Origin of the sequence: Streptomyces sp. NPDC059010, from assembly GCF_042740355.1 — a bacterium.
GTDB lineage: Bacteria > Actinomycetota > Actinomycetes > Streptomycetales > Streptomycetaceae > Streptomyces.
Genome location: NZ_JBHYJA010000051.1, coordinates 33,986 through 47,227, shown reverse-complemented (window position 1 = coordinate 47,227; position 13,242 = coordinate 33,986). Strand labels below are relative to the sequence as shown.

General features: G+C 70.2%; 19 protein-coding genes. 14 read left to right on the top strand and 5 right to left on the bottom strand.

All coding sequences use genetic code 11. The annotated features are described in order from the left end of the window. Positions 1-19 precede the first annotated feature (19 nt). The 11 genes from ACFWYS_RS38700 to ACFWYS_RS38650 all read left to right on the top strand — a co-directional run bounded on the left by ACFWYS_RS38700 (position 20) and on the right by ACFWYS_RS38650 (position 7,892). The gene (locus ACFWYS_RS38700) at positions 20-256 is read left to right on the top strand and encodes a hypothetical protein (RefSeq protein ID WP_384779757.1); all 237 of its coding nucleotides are present in this window, start codon (positions 20-22) and stop codon (positions 254-256) included. Further along, entirely contained in the window at positions 253-1,437 is a 1,185-nt protein-coding gene (locus ACFWYS_RS38695; RefSeq protein WP_384779754.1) for a DnaB-like helicase N-terminal domain-containing protein, read from the top strand. The genes ACFWYS_RS38700 and ACFWYS_RS38695 overlap by 4 nt, the downstream gene beginning before the upstream one ends. Beyond that, positions 1,434-2,036: a hypothetical protein gene (locus tag ACFWYS_RS38690; RefSeq protein ID WP_384779751.1), complete on the top strand. Its 603-nt coding sequence runs from the start codon at positions 1,434-1,436 to the stop codon at positions 2,034-2,036. Before ACFWYS_RS38695 ends, ACFWYS_RS38690 begins: the two co-directional genes overlap by 4 nt. Then, on the top strand, positions 2,026-2,316 hold the full coding sequence (locus ACFWYS_RS38685) for a DNA cytosine methyltransferase (protein WP_384779748.1): 291 nt from the start codon (positions 2,026-2,028) through the stop codon (positions 2,314-2,316). The genes ACFWYS_RS38690 and ACFWYS_RS38685 overlap by 11 nt, the downstream gene beginning before the upstream one ends. Continuing rightward, on the top strand, positions 2,309-3,232 hold the full coding sequence (locus ACFWYS_RS38680; RefSeq protein WP_384779845.1) for a DNA cytosine methyltransferase: 924 nt from the start codon (positions 2,309-2,311) through the stop codon (positions 3,230-3,232). Before ACFWYS_RS38685 ends, ACFWYS_RS38680 begins: the two co-directional genes overlap by 8 nt. Positions 3,233-3,328: 96 nt before the next feature. Beyond that, positions 3,329-3,928 carry a DUF4913 domain-containing protein gene (locus ACFWYS_RS38675; protein ID WP_384779745.1) on the top strand — a complete coding sequence of 200 codons (600 nt, stop codon included), beginning with the start codon at positions 3,329-3,331 and terminating at the stop codon, positions 3,926-3,928. Between the two features lies 1 nt (position 3,929). Further along, positions 3,930-4,736 (top strand): hypothetical protein, encoded by an 807-nt coding sequence (locus ACFWYS_RS38670; protein WP_384779742.1) that lies wholly within the window; start codon positions 3,930-3,932, stop codon positions 4,734-4,736. Beyond that, a complete protein-coding gene (locus ACFWYS_RS38665) occupies positions 4,733-5,218 on the top strand; it encodes a type II toxin-antitoxin system RelE/ParE family toxin (protein WP_384779739.1) in 486 nt (161 codons plus the stop codon). Before ACFWYS_RS38670 ends, ACFWYS_RS38665 begins: the two co-directional genes overlap by 4 nt. A gap of 32 nt (positions 5,219-5,250) precedes the next feature. Then, positions 5,251-6,060 (top strand): winged helix-turn-helix transcriptional regulator, encoded by an 810-nt coding sequence (locus ACFWYS_RS38660; protein ID WP_384779736.1) that lies wholly within the window; start codon positions 5,251-5,253, stop codon positions 6,058-6,060. Between the two features lie 98 nt (positions 6,061-6,158). Beyond that, on the top strand, positions 6,159-7,013 hold the full coding sequence (locus ACFWYS_RS38655) for a DUF317 domain-containing protein (protein WP_384779733.1): 855 nt from the start codon (positions 6,159-6,161) through the stop codon (positions 7,011-7,013). A 27-nt stretch (positions 7,014-7,040) separates the two neighbouring features. Then, positions 7,041-7,892 (top strand): DUF317 domain-containing protein, encoded by an 852-nt coding sequence (locus ACFWYS_RS38650; protein WP_384779730.1) that lies wholly within the window; start codon positions 7,041-7,043, stop codon positions 7,890-7,892. 140 nt (positions 7,893-8,032) lie between these two features. Here the strand turns inward: ACFWYS_RS38650 and ACFWYS_RS38645 are convergent, their stop codons facing one another. Further along, on the bottom strand, positions 8,033-8,413 hold the full coding sequence (locus ACFWYS_RS38645; RefSeq protein WP_384779727.1) for a hypothetical protein: 381 nt from the start codon (positions 8,411-8,413) through the stop codon (positions 8,033-8,035). Between the two features lie 371 nt (positions 8,414-8,784). Further along, a complete protein-coding gene (locus ACFWYS_RS38640; RefSeq protein WP_384779724.1) occupies positions 8,785-8,940 on the bottom strand; it encodes a hypothetical protein in 156 nt (51 codons plus the stop codon). 226 nt (positions 8,941-9,166) lie between these two features. On the opposite strand from ACFWYS_RS38640, the gene ACFWYS_RS38635 reads away from it, so the two are divergent. From ACFWYS_RS38635 to ACFWYS_RS38625, 3 genes are all read left to right on the top strand, one after another. Beyond that, positions 9,167-9,460, top strand: a complete 294-nt coding sequence (locus ACFWYS_RS38635) for a DUF317 domain-containing protein (RefSeq protein ID WP_384779720.1) — start codon at positions 9,167-9,169, stop codon at positions 9,458-9,460. A gap of 117 nt (positions 9,461-9,577) precedes the next feature. After that, positions 9,578-9,802: a hypothetical protein gene (locus tag ACFWYS_RS38630; protein ID WP_384779717.1), complete on the top strand. Its 225-nt coding sequence runs from the start codon at positions 9,578-9,580 to the stop codon at positions 9,800-9,802. Continuing rightward, entirely contained in the window at positions 9,799-10,227 is a 429-nt protein-coding gene (locus ACFWYS_RS38625) for an esterase (protein ID WP_384779714.1), read from the top strand. The genes ACFWYS_RS38630 and ACFWYS_RS38625 overlap by 4 nt, the downstream gene beginning before the upstream one ends. Positions 10,228-10,493: 266 nt before the next feature. Here the strand turns inward: ACFWYS_RS38625 and ACFWYS_RS38620 are convergent, their stop codons facing one another. The 3 genes from ACFWYS_RS38620 to ACFWYS_RS38610 all read right to left on the bottom strand — a co-directional run bounded on the left by ACFWYS_RS38620 (position 10,494) and on the right by ACFWYS_RS38610 (position 13,242). After that, on the bottom strand, positions 10,494-10,895 hold the full coding sequence (locus ACFWYS_RS38620; RefSeq protein WP_384779711.1) for a proline dehydrogenase: 402 nt from the start codon (positions 10,893-10,895) through the stop codon (positions 10,494-10,496). A gap of 126 nt (positions 10,896-11,021) precedes the next feature. Continuing rightward, complete coding sequence (locus ACFWYS_RS38615) at positions 11,022-11,429, bottom strand: hypothetical protein (protein WP_384779708.1); 408 nt, start codon at positions 11,427-11,429, stop codon at positions 11,022-11,024. A gap of 67 nt (positions 11,430-11,496) precedes the next feature. After that, positions 11,497-13,242, bottom strand: a complete 1,746-nt coding sequence (locus ACFWYS_RS38610; RefSeq protein WP_384779705.1) for a relaxase/mobilization nuclease domain-containing protein — start codon at positions 13,240-13,242, stop codon at positions 11,497-11,499.

Here is a 13,242-nt window from a genome sequence, read left to right as displayed (position 1 = left end):
TTCTTCTTGAGGTGCTCCCATGTCCCACCCCGTACCAACCTGGGCATCCGTCCGCCCGTCCGAGCGGCTCGCCAGCACTCCCGCCATACGCCGCGGCAACGCATGGTGGCTGGTCACCCCAAACGGCACCATTGCCGCCTCGGACCCCGTCCTCACCGGCGAACTGGACCACTTCGCCTCCGACATGGCCGCCGCCGACCGTGCCGTCGCGAAACTGCGCACCAAGCGCACGGCCGCACGGAAGGAGCAGCGGTGACGCCGCTGGTCCAGGCCGAGCAGGCGGTCCTGGGCGCGGTCTTCCTCGACCCCGCCCAGCTCGACCACCTCTCGCCCTGGCTGCGACCCGAACACTTCTCCCGACCGATACACGCCGCTCTCTATGCCGCGATGCTCAAGCTCCACGCCGACGGCCACCCAGCAACAACGGGCACAAGCGGAGACCCGATCCCGCTGTCCTGGGTGACGGACACCGTCCAGGAGGCAAGCACCCGGACCCGCGGGCTCACCGCGTCGTACGCCCACTCCCTGATCTCCGCATGTCCACGCCCCGACCACGCGCCCGTCTACGGGCGGATGGTCCTGGAGGGCGCCATCCACCGCAGCGTCACCCAGCACGCCATCCGCCTCCACCAGGCTGCGCGTGCCGACGCCGTCCGCGGTGGGGTGGAGGAGACAGTCCGCCACGCCCAAGTCCTGTCCGACGTGCTCGCCGATCTCGCCCACCGCTGGGGCACCGAGCCGCGACCGGTGCCGTCCCCGGAGCCGGTCACGTCGTCGGCGCGGCAGCCGCAGGCTGTCGACGAACAGGTCCTCGCCGACGAGGAGTTCCTCCTCGGGTGCATCAGCGCCCGGCCCCAGCAACTGCTCGACGTCGTCGACTGGCTGCATCCCGGCGACTTCGCGGACAGCGGCCATCAGCAGATCTACCACGCGCTGGGCGCCCTGCATCACCGGGGCGAGCCCATCGATCAGCTGACCGTGCTGTGGGAGACCCAGCGCCGGGGCGCGCTGTCCGACGGGACGCTCATCGCCGAACGCGTCCTGCGGATCTGCGACCCGTTGTCCTTCTCCGGTGTGGCCGAGCACTTCGGCGAGCAGGTGGTCCAGGCCTCGCTTGTCCGCACGGCCGCCGCCGTCGCCCGGCAGGTGCGGGCGCTCGCCGACGACGAGTCCCTGGCCCCGGGACAGCTGATCGGCTACGCCCTGCACGCCCTGGGCCCGCTCGACGAGATCCGGCTCCGCCTCCAGGCCGCCTTGGGTAATGAGTCGGCGCCGCCGCAGACGAACAGCCAGCCGACGGCCTCGTCGCCCGAGGTTCGCGCCGAAGCGGCCCGATCCCGTAGCCGCCCCCACGCGACGGCCGTCTTGGCTCCGGCAACCACTGCGGCCCCGCACGCCCCTGTTCCCTACCGTTCTACCCGCCGGAGCCCGTCATGACAGATCACACCGGTCGTGCCTCCGCGGAGCAGGGCGAGCTGTACGCCGTTGCCCTGGAGTTCGACGAGCTGCGAGTTCAGATCACCATCCCCCAAGACCCCAGCGGTCTGCTCAACCTCGCCACCGCGTCCAAGCAACTGACCACCCTGACCGGGCTGATCAAGGACCTGTCGGACGAGGTCCTCTTCCGCGCAGTCGACGAGGACCCCGGGCTCGACTTCGGGCCGGTCATCTACGCGTACACATCGGCGGCGGTGCCCGCAGGACGCGCTATGGAGAACTACACCGAGGCGTATGCCCAGTTCGGCTTCCTGCGCCGCTTCGCCGAGGCCTCCGACTCGGCCGATCTGCGCGACGCCCGTGCGGCAGCGTTCCGTGTCGTCCAGGAGCGGATGGAGCTCGTACGCGACGATCTCCGAGAGGTGAGCGGCATCCTGCGGGGCGCGGCGGACCGGATCGACGGCACACCACCGCGCGCCCTCGCGGCGTTGAGCCGTTCGGCACGGCCGACGAACTCGATCTACCGCCTTCCCGCGGAGCCACCCACCCCGGGTCCGGTGCGGCTCGCTTACACCCCGGCGCCCCGCCATGGCCGCTGACCTGGCATCGGTGGCCGTGCCGCCGTTGATCGGGAGCCTGTGCTCCGGCTACGGCGGCCTGGACCTCGGCGTCCAGGCCGCCCTCGGAGGCACGCTCGCCTGGCACGCCGAGATCGATCCCGGCGCCGCCCGGATCCTGGTCCGCCACTGGCCCACCGTGCCGAACCTCGGCGACATCACGGCCGTGAACTGGGCCGAAGTCCCGGAGGTGTGCGTCCTGACGGCCGGGTTCCCCTGTCAAAGACGTCTCGGTCGCCGGCCGTCGCGCCGGACTGGCTGATGGCACCCGGTCCGGCCTGTGGCACCACGTCGTTCGCGCCATCGAAGCCCTCAATCCCTGCCTGGTGGTGATCGAGAATGTCCGAGGGCTCCTCACCTCACCCGCCGGTTCCCCTGGCGACGTGGAACCCTGCCCGTGGTGTCTGGGAGACCCCGCAGGCCAGCCTGCTGTGCGCGCACTCGGTGCCGTACTCGGCTCCCTGGCCGACATCCGGTTCGATGCGCGCTGGTGTGTGCTTCGCGCCTCTGACGTCGGAGCCCCGCACCGACGCGAGCGAGCTTTCCTCGCCGCCTGGCCGTCCGGACGGATCACCGCTGCTCAAGACGCCGACCAGCAACCTGGGGGCCAACGGGGGCAGCCAGCACCCGGCGAAACGCAAACAGGGTGGCCACGGCCCGAACCTCGCGGACGAGGTCGAGTGGCTCCTGCCCACCCCGAAGGCCTCGGACGGCACCAAGGGCTCGCCCAACCAGCGCCACGGCAATGGGGACTTGACCCTGCCCTCGGCGGCAGCGCGCCTGCGGCCCACCCCGGATGCCGCGACCACACGCGCGGCCAGCCGACGGAAGGACTCCACGAGCAGGACCCCGCGAACGCGGTCGCTGCCGCTGTTCGGGGATCCGTCGGCCACGGAGGACGGGCCGAGATCTGGGGGCCGTACGCCGCCGCGATCACGCGCTGGGAGCGAGCTACCCGTCCCGCGCCCCGGCCGACCGACGACGCGGGCCGCCTCAGCCCGCGGTTCGTGGAGTGGATGCAAGGCCTTTCTCCCGGCTGGGTGACCGGCACACCCGGGCTGGGGCGCCCCGCTCAACTGACCGCTCTGGGCAACGGAGTCGTCCCCCAGCAGGCTGCCCGCGCCCTACAGGTCCTGGCCCCACCCAGGCCCCTATGCCGCCATCGCGCGCCGCGCTGACCTGCGCCTTCTACACCCGTTTCCCGGCCGGGCCAAACCCCCGTTTCCCCGGAACCTCGACACCCCACCCACCAGCAACTCGCACCAGGGGTAGCCATGTCCGAACCCGCCCACAAAAACGAGCCGGTACGCATACCGGACCACGACCTCGACGACCTCGTCGCCACGGTCTCCCGGCTCGTCGCCGAGAGCCGCAAGCAGGGCGAGACCCTCGCCCGCCTCACCGACGACCAGCCTTCCCAGGACGACGGCGAACCGGCCGATCCCGTGCACCCCGAAAGCCCAGGATCGGCATCCGCCCCGGCCGAAGGCACCGCCGACGGCGGCCCGGCCTCCGTCTTCATCCTGGCGCTCGGCGCCCAGGCGTACGCCAAAGAACTGGCCGCGCTGACCAACTGGGTGCACAACCTGCTCCTGCCGGTCTACGGGCGGGAGATCACCACCGGCCGCCCATGGTGCCATCAGTGGCAGGAACACCCCGAGGCCGTAGCCCGGCTGCACGCCCTCTGGCTCGCCTGGCAGCAACTCACCGACGTCCAGGCCGGCCTCACCGGCCCCTCCACCTGGCACCGCGACCACCTCGACCCGGCCCTGCTCCAACTCCGCACCCCAGACGGCCCGTTCGGCGCCTGCACCACCAGCGCGGCCCGCCCCCACCACCGGCTCCTGGCCTCCCCCGAGCCCGCCGGAGTCTGAGATGGCCAACGCGTACGAACCCCCCGCGCCGGACTACCGGCTCGACGGCTTCCAAGCCGCCACCGAGCGGATCGAGGACGACTTCTTCTCCGTCACGCTCTCGGACGACATGTTCGTCCCCTTCTCCGAACACCACAGCGCCGACGGCCGCGACAGCTACCTGCTGCTGTACGACCGGTCCGCGATCTGGGACATCCCGGGGGCGGCGGAGTACGTCACGCTGCACATCACCCGGGACGTCGAACAGCGCACGTTCGACTTCACGTCCGAGCGTCACCCTGTCCTTCCGCTGGCGCAGAACTGGCTGATCCGCCAGGGCTGCCCGCAGGAAGCCGCCGAGGCGTCCGACGGCCGCGGACCCCGTCCCGCCGACGCGCTCACGGCACGCCTTGAGGACCTCCTCCGGACCAACCCCGGCAACCGGTACGAGGTCCTGGACCACTACACCAACAACCCGTCCTCCTTCGACGCCGGCGCCGAGGTACACACCCTCGTCCACGACAGCCACCCCGACTCCGCGGATGCGCCGTACCGCCTCTTCCTCGAAGAGACGACCAAAGACATGCGCACCTACACCGTGCGGGAAGGAGCCTTCGCCAGCGCCGAGGAGGCGGACATCTGGATGGCGGAGCGGGACTCGCCACTCCCCCGCGCACCTTCCCCACCGAACACCGTCGGCCGCCGAGCGGCAGCCGCCCGCGCCCGCTCCACAATAAACGGCAACGGCCTCGCCGTACCTCCCGCGCCCGTCTCCCCACCGCGATCAACAGAACCTGCTCCGCCGCACTCCCACAGGAGCGCGCGATGAGCCGGGCACGGTACGCCTTCGCCGCCCACCCCGAGGCACTGGCCGACCTACGCGCCATACCGGAGAACATCCGCGACCTCGCCCTGCTCGAACTGCAGCACCTGGTCCACGGCAACGAACGCGGCGCCGCCCTCCAGCGCGAACTGGCGGGCTGCCACAAGGTCTACGTCGACTCGGAAACCCGCTGGCGGCTGGTCATCCAGTACCGGGACGCTCCCGCCCCCTCCCAGCACAAACGCGAGATCTACCTCCTCGCGGTCGGCGAACGCCAAGACCAGGCCGCCTACCGCACCGCGGCACTCCGGCTGGAGCGCGAACGCGCGGCCACCGCCGCCTCCCCGCACGACCGGCGCGCCCAAGCCGCCAGGGCCCGCTCTCCTCAGCACCGCGGCGGGCAGCCGGTCACCACCGCCCAGCAGCCCTCGGCAACGCCCACCGCCCCAACCCGCACCACGTCGGAACGCGCCACGCGGTCCCGCTGACGGCGCTCAACCACCCTCCGGAGAACACGACCGTGCCCGACCTCACCACTGCACCCACCCGGCACACCGCCCTCGTCGACCAGGCCGTCGCCCGCCTCTCGCCGCGTTGGACCACCTGGACCCTGCAGACCATCCGGCAGCACGGCCCCATGCGCCTGGCCGACATCAACTCCGCGCTCCCATGGGTAGGCGTCCACGCCATGGCCCAGATCGCGCGGCGCATGCAGGCGAGCGGCCTCCTGGACCGGCCGCAGGCCGGGGTGTACGACCTCACACCACTCGGCCGCGACGCGCACCACGTCCACCGAGCGCTCGCGGCCTGGCACCGTACCCACCTCGCCGAATTCCCCGAGCCGCTCGCGGAGCCGGAGCGCGAACAGCCGGAGCGGGTGGAAGTCGCCCTCGGCCGGCTGCGTGGGAAAGGCACGATCCCCCTCCTCCACGCCCTCGCCCAGCACGGCCCCCTTCCTCGCGGTGCGCTGCGAAACGAAGCCGGGCTCGCCACCGGCTCCTCCCACTACCGCATCACGCAGCTCCAGGACCACCAGCTCATCACCCGCACCAGCCCCATCGCCGACCGAGGCTCTGAATACACCCTGACCACCGCGGCACGCGGACTCACACCGGTGTACGCCGCACTCGCGGAATTCGCCCGCAAGGCACACCCCGCAACGACTCCCCCGGACCAGCACGTCGCGACAGCTCAGCGGACCGTACGGGCGAGCGCGGCCACGAGCCGCAGTCCCGCGGCTTCTTCCGAGCTCTTCTCCCACGCCTCCGCGCCTCAGCCGCACGTCCCGGCGTACGTCACCGCACTCTCCCACCCATCCCGGACCCGGTGATTCCAATACCCACGGCCAGATCCCGCCGCGCGACCGCGCCCACGTGCCCCCAAACGAGCCGCTCAACGGCCCGTGCCCCACCGCCCGAAGGCCCGCTCATGCCCAACCCGGTTCCTCTCGCCCTCGACCCGCATTCGAATGTCCTGGTCAGTCCCGGCTACCTCGCCGGCCCCGGCGGCAGCCGCAACATCTTCAACACCCTTGATCTCGCTCCCGGTTGGACCAAGACCATCGCCTTCGGCACCGACACGTACTACACCAGTCCGTGCCAGCGCGTTCGCATCGCCAACGCCGTGGAGAGCTTCTACGGCGGCTGGACCATCTCCTTCGCCGAGGACCCGCTCGGCGTCCCCGACTGGATCACCACGTTCGACCGGAACACGCCCCACGAGATCGTGACCGCCTTCACCGGGACCCTCGTCGACGGACTCCACAACAACTTCGCCGACTACCTGAGCGGCGGACAGCACTACACGGGCACCAGCCCCGCACACCTGATCGCGCGACACCGGTGGGAGCCCGTACACGGCTCCCGGCCGTTCCGCATGGTCTCCCCGGACGGCCACGCCACCTATCAGATGCGCGTCGGCTGGCTCCACGAGTACGACGAGCTGCTCACACCCAAGAAGTCGACGTGGCGCATGTCCGCCGGCGCCGACCCGGTGTACACGCCGAACTGGCAAGCCTTCTTCAGCCAGTACACCCCGCAGCACCTCATCACGGCCTCCACCGCGGCGTTCACGAACCCCGCCCCTGTCCCACGCGTCCTGGACCATATCCCCGACCGCCACCGCTCCATGGTCTCGATCACCCGCCCAGACACGGCCAGTCCCAGCCCCCGGACCGCAGCGGCACTCGCCCGCAGCACCCACGCCCAGGCGAGGCACGCACCTCCGCCGCCGTCCGCCCCGACCAGGCTCACCACGCACGTCGGCTCCCGGCGGCAGCGCTAACTCTCCCCCTCAGCCTTGGAGTCCACCGTGCCGACCTCCATACCCGACGGGGACCTGTACGTCTCCCCGCTCTACCTCGCCGGCTGCACCGTTACCGGCGACCCCGCCCTCGCACCCCTCCTGGACCACGGCTTCGCCCTCCACAACGACGAGTTGGGGAATGCGTATGTCTCCTCCCCACAGCGGCACATCCGCCTCGGCTATCTGCCCGAGGGGCCGGACAACACGCTATGGAAAATCGCCGCCCACGCCGATCCTTTTGCTCCTCCGCGCTGGATGGCTACCTTCGACACTCCCACCCCCACCGAGTTGGTGACCGCCTTCACCACTGCCCTCGTCACCAGTTACACGAAGGGACCGGACGCCCACCTGTCCGGTACGGCCCACCCGGTCGACCAAGCCCTGAACCCCCTGGCACAAGCAGGGTGGAAACGCACGGACACGTGGTCCGCGACCGTGTGCACCGCCCCCGACCAACTCGCCGGTCTCACCTACTCGCGCCGGCTCCCCGACTCGCAGGCTGAGCTGTACTCCGACACGCACCGATGGCTTCTGTGGGGTGGCCAAGACGGTTACAGCTCACGCTGGTACGCCTCCTTCACCTCCCGCACGCCCATCCAGCTGATCGCGGCGGCCACCGCACGCCTTGCCGACCCGGCACCCGTGCTGCGGTACGCGCTCGAAGTCCCGTCCCGCAACCGCGGGGCGGCCAACATCATTCCGGTCACACCGCCGGTGCCGACTCCCCTGGATATCCGCCGAGCCGCTGCCGCCCGCGCTCGCACGACCGTTCCCCGAGCCATGGTGCGTGCTCCGATGCCGGCGACAGCATCCGGCCCCAGCGCCGTTCTTCCGGCCCGCGCCTTCCGGCGTCGATAACCGACGTAGCCCAAAGGGCAAACCACGTGACCGGAAATGCACTCGACTGTCCCATCAGACCCGTCCGCAGCTGCCCGCCCGGGGCCATGGCCCTCACCGTCGAGTTCGGCCACCCCATGCACCGCATGGTCCGCGCCCAGTCAGCCTCCTTCGAGCAAACGCACCAGCGAAGCAGTGATCACGCGGTGACGGCCTCCGAGGGGCACGAGTTTGACCGGCGACTCACCCCGTTTGATCAGTGCGTGAAGGTGGCTACTAGACCCGCCGAGCGCGGTCGCGGCCTTGGGGACGCTCACGGTAGCGGGCCAGGAGCGGATCTCATCGAGAGTCGGGCCGTTGCTGGACTTCGAGCGGCCTTCGTCGGCATCGCTCGCGGTGACCCGCGCATGAGCAGTTCGCTCAGTGCGGGGCCGCTCCCACAGCCGGAGCAGGGCGCGCAGCCGGGCAATGTCCTCTGGGGGTGGCAACGGCGCGTTGTCCACGAGGTTCCGGATGTGCGCCTTTCGTTCCTCAGGCGTCATTGGCCTGTGCTCGGTCCGTACGACTGGGCCCGGTGAGGTGTCCGCGAGTCATCATGCCGCGCCCCTGTTCTAGCCGCCCGTTCACGCTCAACTTGCTCTGCCGCAAGGCGTTCAGCGGCGGGGGCAAGGATTGGTCTGAGCTGTGCGATCAACTCAGAGGGAATGCCCACGGTACGGATCGCACGGTCGGCCTGGGCACGGGCATCCGCGATCTCTTCCGGGGTGAGGATCGCGTGGCGCTCTTCCTTAATCATCAGATCTCCCGCCTTCGTACAAGCCAAGTGCATCGCCCGATAGCGGGTCCGGCAAGACTCGCAGAAGATGTGCGAATCGTGCGTTCGAGCGGACCAGGGGCCCGAACCTCCGTACGCTCAGAGCGGTCCGTCGGCCTCGGCATCCACCAGCCGCACCAGTTCCTCTACGCTCAGCTCGATCCGCCGCCCATCAGCCATCCGGGACCGGCCCAACGACGCCGCCTCGACGTCGTCGACAGCCTCGTCGTGCTCGCGAATCTCCTCGCTACTCAAGCCTGCTCTTCCCCTTCTCTCCATCCAGCCACTCAAGCGGCCGCTCCCGCACCAGCTGAGCGGACGACCGTTTAATTCCGTGTTGCACGGACATCAGTCGCCGCATCCGTGGCCAGTTCGCCCACGGCAGACGCACACCGCGGGCAACGACTGGAGACCTCGTCCTCGACCATGTCAACGTACGGGGGCCCGGAAAAACCGCAGGTCAAAGAAGGTTTCTCTGTTCGTGACGCTCACCACCACAGCCATATTCCGGCCTCTCGCCGAGCTTCCTCCGCCCGCCCGCGGCGAGCGTGAGTGGCTTCTCGAATGCCACTGCGCCCGGCCCGTGACCGACCTCCTAAAGAACCAGGGATGGGACGTCGTCGCCGACCTGGACCGCAACGTCCACTGCTCCAGCCCCGACCGACGCGTGTACGTGGGCTTTCTCCCCGAAAGCCGGGAGGCAGCACGCGGCGAGCTGTGGCACATCCATGTCACGGACAACAGCGGCACCAGGGCCTGGCGCCAGACCTTCTGACCGCATACTCCGGCACACGCCTTCGCCGGATTCCTCGCCGCTCTGATCACCTTCCCATCCCGCTACTGCACCTGCGTGTGACACCCGCTCCGCACTCTCATCGCCCAGGAGACCGCCTTGCCCTACGAGATCACCGTTGGCCAGCTGGTTCACCAGCTCCAGACCTTCGACCCCGACCTGCCTGTGTACCTCGCCGTCAATCCCGACTGGCCCTACGCCCACCGCATCGGCCGCACCATGGAGATCACCGGGGCGGCCGGAGCCGTCTACATCGCTGAGAACGGCCAGGAGGGCGTGCTGCCGCCCGCCGTCCGCAATCAGCTGGACTGGGCCGACGTATGACGTGCCACGCGCGGACACGGCCCGCTGCGCCGCCGAACAACTCCTCCGGCTCCTCGCACCACCTGCTCCTCAGTGACCTGGTCCGTCGCCCCATGCCACGGTCGGTGCGCGGCGCTCTCGTCCGCTGCGTGCCGCCTCATCCCGCCCAGCCGATCCACACGGTGTGGATAAGCGGCCTGAAGCCCGAGCATCTCCATCCCGGCTCCATTCTGCTCAGCTGGGAGCCCGGCCTCGGAGGCGGAATGGATGTGACCGCTCGCCTCCGTCTGGCCTCGGCGGAGGTCCTCCTCGCCAGCTGGCCGGACCTCCATGGCGACTGGACCACGGTCGTGCACCCCACTCTTCACGAAGTCATTGGGCTTCACACTGCGCTGTCAGTCGCCACCGACGCGCTGCACCTGGCCAACCACCTGGCCAGCCGCTGACGAGCCGTTCGCCGCGAACTTCCGAGGGCTGCCCCCCACAATTGGGGGCAGCCCTCGTGGCGTTGGGCCATCGCAGCCCTGTGTCGGACGGCCGAGTGCCGACTTACTGCCGACCGCTGGTGTGCCCACGAGCGCGGCTGTTAGAGGCGTATCCCGCTGTCACCCAGGACGTCGGCGGCTACCGTGCGAAGTCCCTTCACGGCCTGGTAGAGCAAGTGCTCCCGCTCAGCGGCGAGCGCCGTGTCCTCGGCCTTGCGGGAGGTGGCTTACGCATGAGCGTCATGCACCATCCGCCGCACGACCTCGGCGAGGTCCGCGGCCGCGCGGACCACCCCGTAAAGCGCCTCTACCACGGAATGCGGTCCTTCCAGGATGACGAGTTCGGCTGCCCGGTGGACGTCGCGGGTCAGGGCGACGAAGTGTTCCATCCTCTGGTCGACGTCCCTCAGGTCCGGCCGGTCCGCCCGTAGCGCGTCACGCACTGCGTCGAGAGCGACATCGCGGTCGTACACCGCGCCCAGGTAGTTCGCGTAGGCGTCGCGGCGGTGCTGCCGACGCCACTGGACGAACTGCGAGCGCGCCGCCGCGCGCCCGGTGACCATAGCGGAGCCGAGGGTGGCGAGTGAGCCTTCGGCGGCACCGAGCAGAGCGGCGAGTCCAGCGTCCATTGGCCCATTGTTCCTGCGTCCAGGCCTACTTGAGGTGCAAGCAGAAGCGAGACCCGGTGGTTCGCAGGGAGCCTTATGAGCCTGGTGCGCGCACCACCGGACATCATCTACGGTGCGCCTCAGGACCTATTCGGACCTGGGCTCGGTCAGATAGATGCCGGCGAGCGTGCCGTCGTAACCCGTGGCCTGGGCCGCGGCCTCCAGGCTCGGATAGTCCTGCCCTCCGACGTCGATCATCGCCTCGTAGTCCGCGCGGGTCAGTTCGCGCTCGATCCACTGGTGTGCGCAGCGGCAGCGGATGCTGATCTCGGTGCGGTCGCAGATGACCATCCAGTCGCGCCGGGCGCCGCACTGCGAGCACATCACCGGGATCCCGGTGAGGACGATTTCCTCGGGGTGGGTGGTGGCGCGGAGACCGATGGTGCCGTCGCCGAGTTGCATCTCCTCCTGGAGGCGCCGCAGCGGATCGTCGCCGAGGGCCGTCTTCGGCAGAACGGTTCTCTGAGGGTGGAGGCCTTCGTCGAGTACCTGCATTGTCTCCTTCTCCATATCAACCAGCCCTAACAGGCGCCGGCCGTCGATGTCCAGCTCTTTGCGCTGCTCAGCGCCTTGGTCCTCGGGTGTGAGGCTCCGTACGGTGGGTCACGGCCAGCGCCTCGGGTGCCGGTGGCGGAACCGGGTGAGGGCGCGATTGCGTCGCCCGAGTGTCCGTGCGTGCACGCGGTGGTGCCATGGTGGCGGACAGGTTGGCGATGCGTCGTAGCCGCCAGACGAGGACGTCGGTGAGGCTGTCGGCGGTTTCCAGTTCGCGCCATTCGACGGCTTGTTGGAGCAGGGCGTCGGGGTCGTAGCCTGCGCGCTCGGCCTGGTCCAGGGTGGCGGCGAGTGCGTCCCAGCCGGGTTCGCCGCGTACGGAGTCGGACTGCTCGGGCAGGGCGGCTTCGAGAGTGCCGGCATACCGCTCTCGAACGGGTTCGGGGAGGAGCCGGCCCTGCTCGCGCATCGCGTTCATGGGGGCAGCGGCGGCCGATCGGTAGGCGTTGCGCAGGTGTTGTGCTGCTCGTTGGGCGGCGGCTGCCTGTTGGGCGTGGCCGCGGGCGGAGTGCCAACGGGCGGCGGCGATGGTGACGAGGACCATCGTGGACAGGACCATCGCGGTGGCGCCGCCGTCTTCGCCTTTGCCGAGGGCGTTGCCGGCGCGGATGATGCCGCGGGCGGCGGAGCGGATGGCGCGGTTGTCGGCGCGCTCGGCACGGATGTGGGAGCGGGTGGCGCGTTCGAAGGCGCGGGCGGCCTCGGCGAGTTCCCCGCGGGTCGAGGCTGGGGCGGTGTGGGCGATGGCGTCGAGGAGTTCTCCGACGCCGACGAGTTGGGCGGCGGAGTCTTCGTCGTCGTCCCCATCGAGGATCGTTGCCGCCCGTTCGGCGACCGGAAGCGCCTGGCGTCGGGCAGGGGCCGGGCGAAGGACTCGCTCATCACCATGGTCGGCAACGGGATCGTCATCGGGGCGACCGGCCTCCAGGCGCTGGCGGATCCTGGGGAGGGAGAGGTCCGGGGCGAGTTTGGAGCCGGAGAACCAGATGGGTTCGCCGTCGCGGTTGCGGTCGCCGGGGAGAGCGACCTTGTATCCGAGGGTGTCGCCGGACGGGGCGATGCGCTGTTCGACCCGTAGGCCGGCCTCGGCGAGGCGGTGGAAGAACTCTTCCTCGCTGGCGACTCCGGCCAGCGCGTGGCGGACGCTCTCTCGCAGGGTCTCGCGGGAGGTCTCGGTCCGGCCGGTTCGCTCGGCCTTGGAGCGTTCGGCGCTGGTAGGGCGCTGGGCGGCGGTGCGGTCGCCGCCGTTGAGGATCTGCAGGCCGAACTCCTTCTCGATCTTGCGGCATTCGGCCTGCGCACGGATGCCGTCTTCGTGGCGGCGGGGGCTGCGTCCGTCTTCGCGCTTGAGGGTGGCGACGAGGTGGATGTGGTCGTCGGCGTGGCGTACGGCGATCCACCGGCAGGCCTTGTCGTCGCCGTATTCGGCGATGCCGGTGGCGTGGACGATGCGGCGGGCGACTTCGGCCCATTCGGTGTCGGTGAGGTGGCGGTCGCCGGGGGCGGTGCGGACGGGGCAGTGCCAGACGTGCCGGGCCGGGCGCCGGTCCTTCGGAAGGGCGAGGACGGGGAGGTCGAGCCGGTCGGTGAGTTGCTTGAGGGTGGCGGCCGGGTCGCGTCCGGGGTCGGGGGCGAGTTCGGGCATCCAGGATGCGACGAGGTGCGGGTCTGTGTGTTCTTCGCGGCGGCCCGGTCCGTAGAGGTAGTTGAGGAGTCCGTACGTGCGGCTGCCGGTGGAGATGTCGGGGACCAC

Coding starts and splice junctions, on each gene's coding strand:
- ACFWYS_RS38700 (WP_384779757.1), top strand. CDS start 20: ATGTCCCACCCCGTACCAACCTGGGCATCCGTCCGCCCGTCCGAGCGG.
- ACFWYS_RS38690 (WP_384779751.1), top strand. CDS start 1,434: ATGACAGATCACACCGGTCGTGCCTCCGCGGAGCAGGGCGAGCTGTAC.
- ACFWYS_RS38685 (WP_384779748.1), top strand. CDS start 2,026: ATGGCCGCTGACCTGGCATCGGTGGCCGTGCCGCCGTTGATCGGGAGC.
- ACFWYS_RS38675 (WP_384779745.1), top strand. CDS start 3,329: ATGTCCGAACCCGCCCACAAAAACGAGCCGGTACGCATACCGGACCAC.
- ACFWYS_RS38670 (WP_384779742.1), top strand. CDS start 3,930: ATGGCCAACGCGTACGAACCCCCCGCGCCGGACTACCGGCTCGACGGC.
- ACFWYS_RS38665 (WP_384779739.1), top strand. CDS start 4,733: ATGAGCCGGGCACGGTACGCCTTCGCCGCCCACCCCGAGGCACTGGCC.
- ACFWYS_RS38655 (WP_384779733.1), top strand. CDS start 6,159: ATGCCCAACCCGGTTCCTCTCGCCCTCGACCCGCATTCGAATGTCCTG.
- ACFWYS_RS38645 (WP_384779727.1), bottom strand. CDS start 8,413: ATGACGCCTGAGGAACGAAAGGCGCACATCCGGAACCTCGTGGACAAC.
- ACFWYS_RS38625 (WP_384779714.1), top strand. CDS start 9,799: ATGACGTGCCACGCGCGGACACGGCCCGCTGCGCCGCCGAACAACTCC.
- ACFWYS_RS38620 (WP_384779711.1), bottom strand. CDS start 10,895: ATGGACGCTGGACTCGCCGCTCTGCTCGGTGCCGCCGAAGGCTCACTC.
- ACFWYS_RS38615 (WP_384779708.1), bottom strand. CDS start 11,429: ATGCAGGTACTCGACGAAGGCCTCCACCCTCAGAGAACCGTTCTGCCG.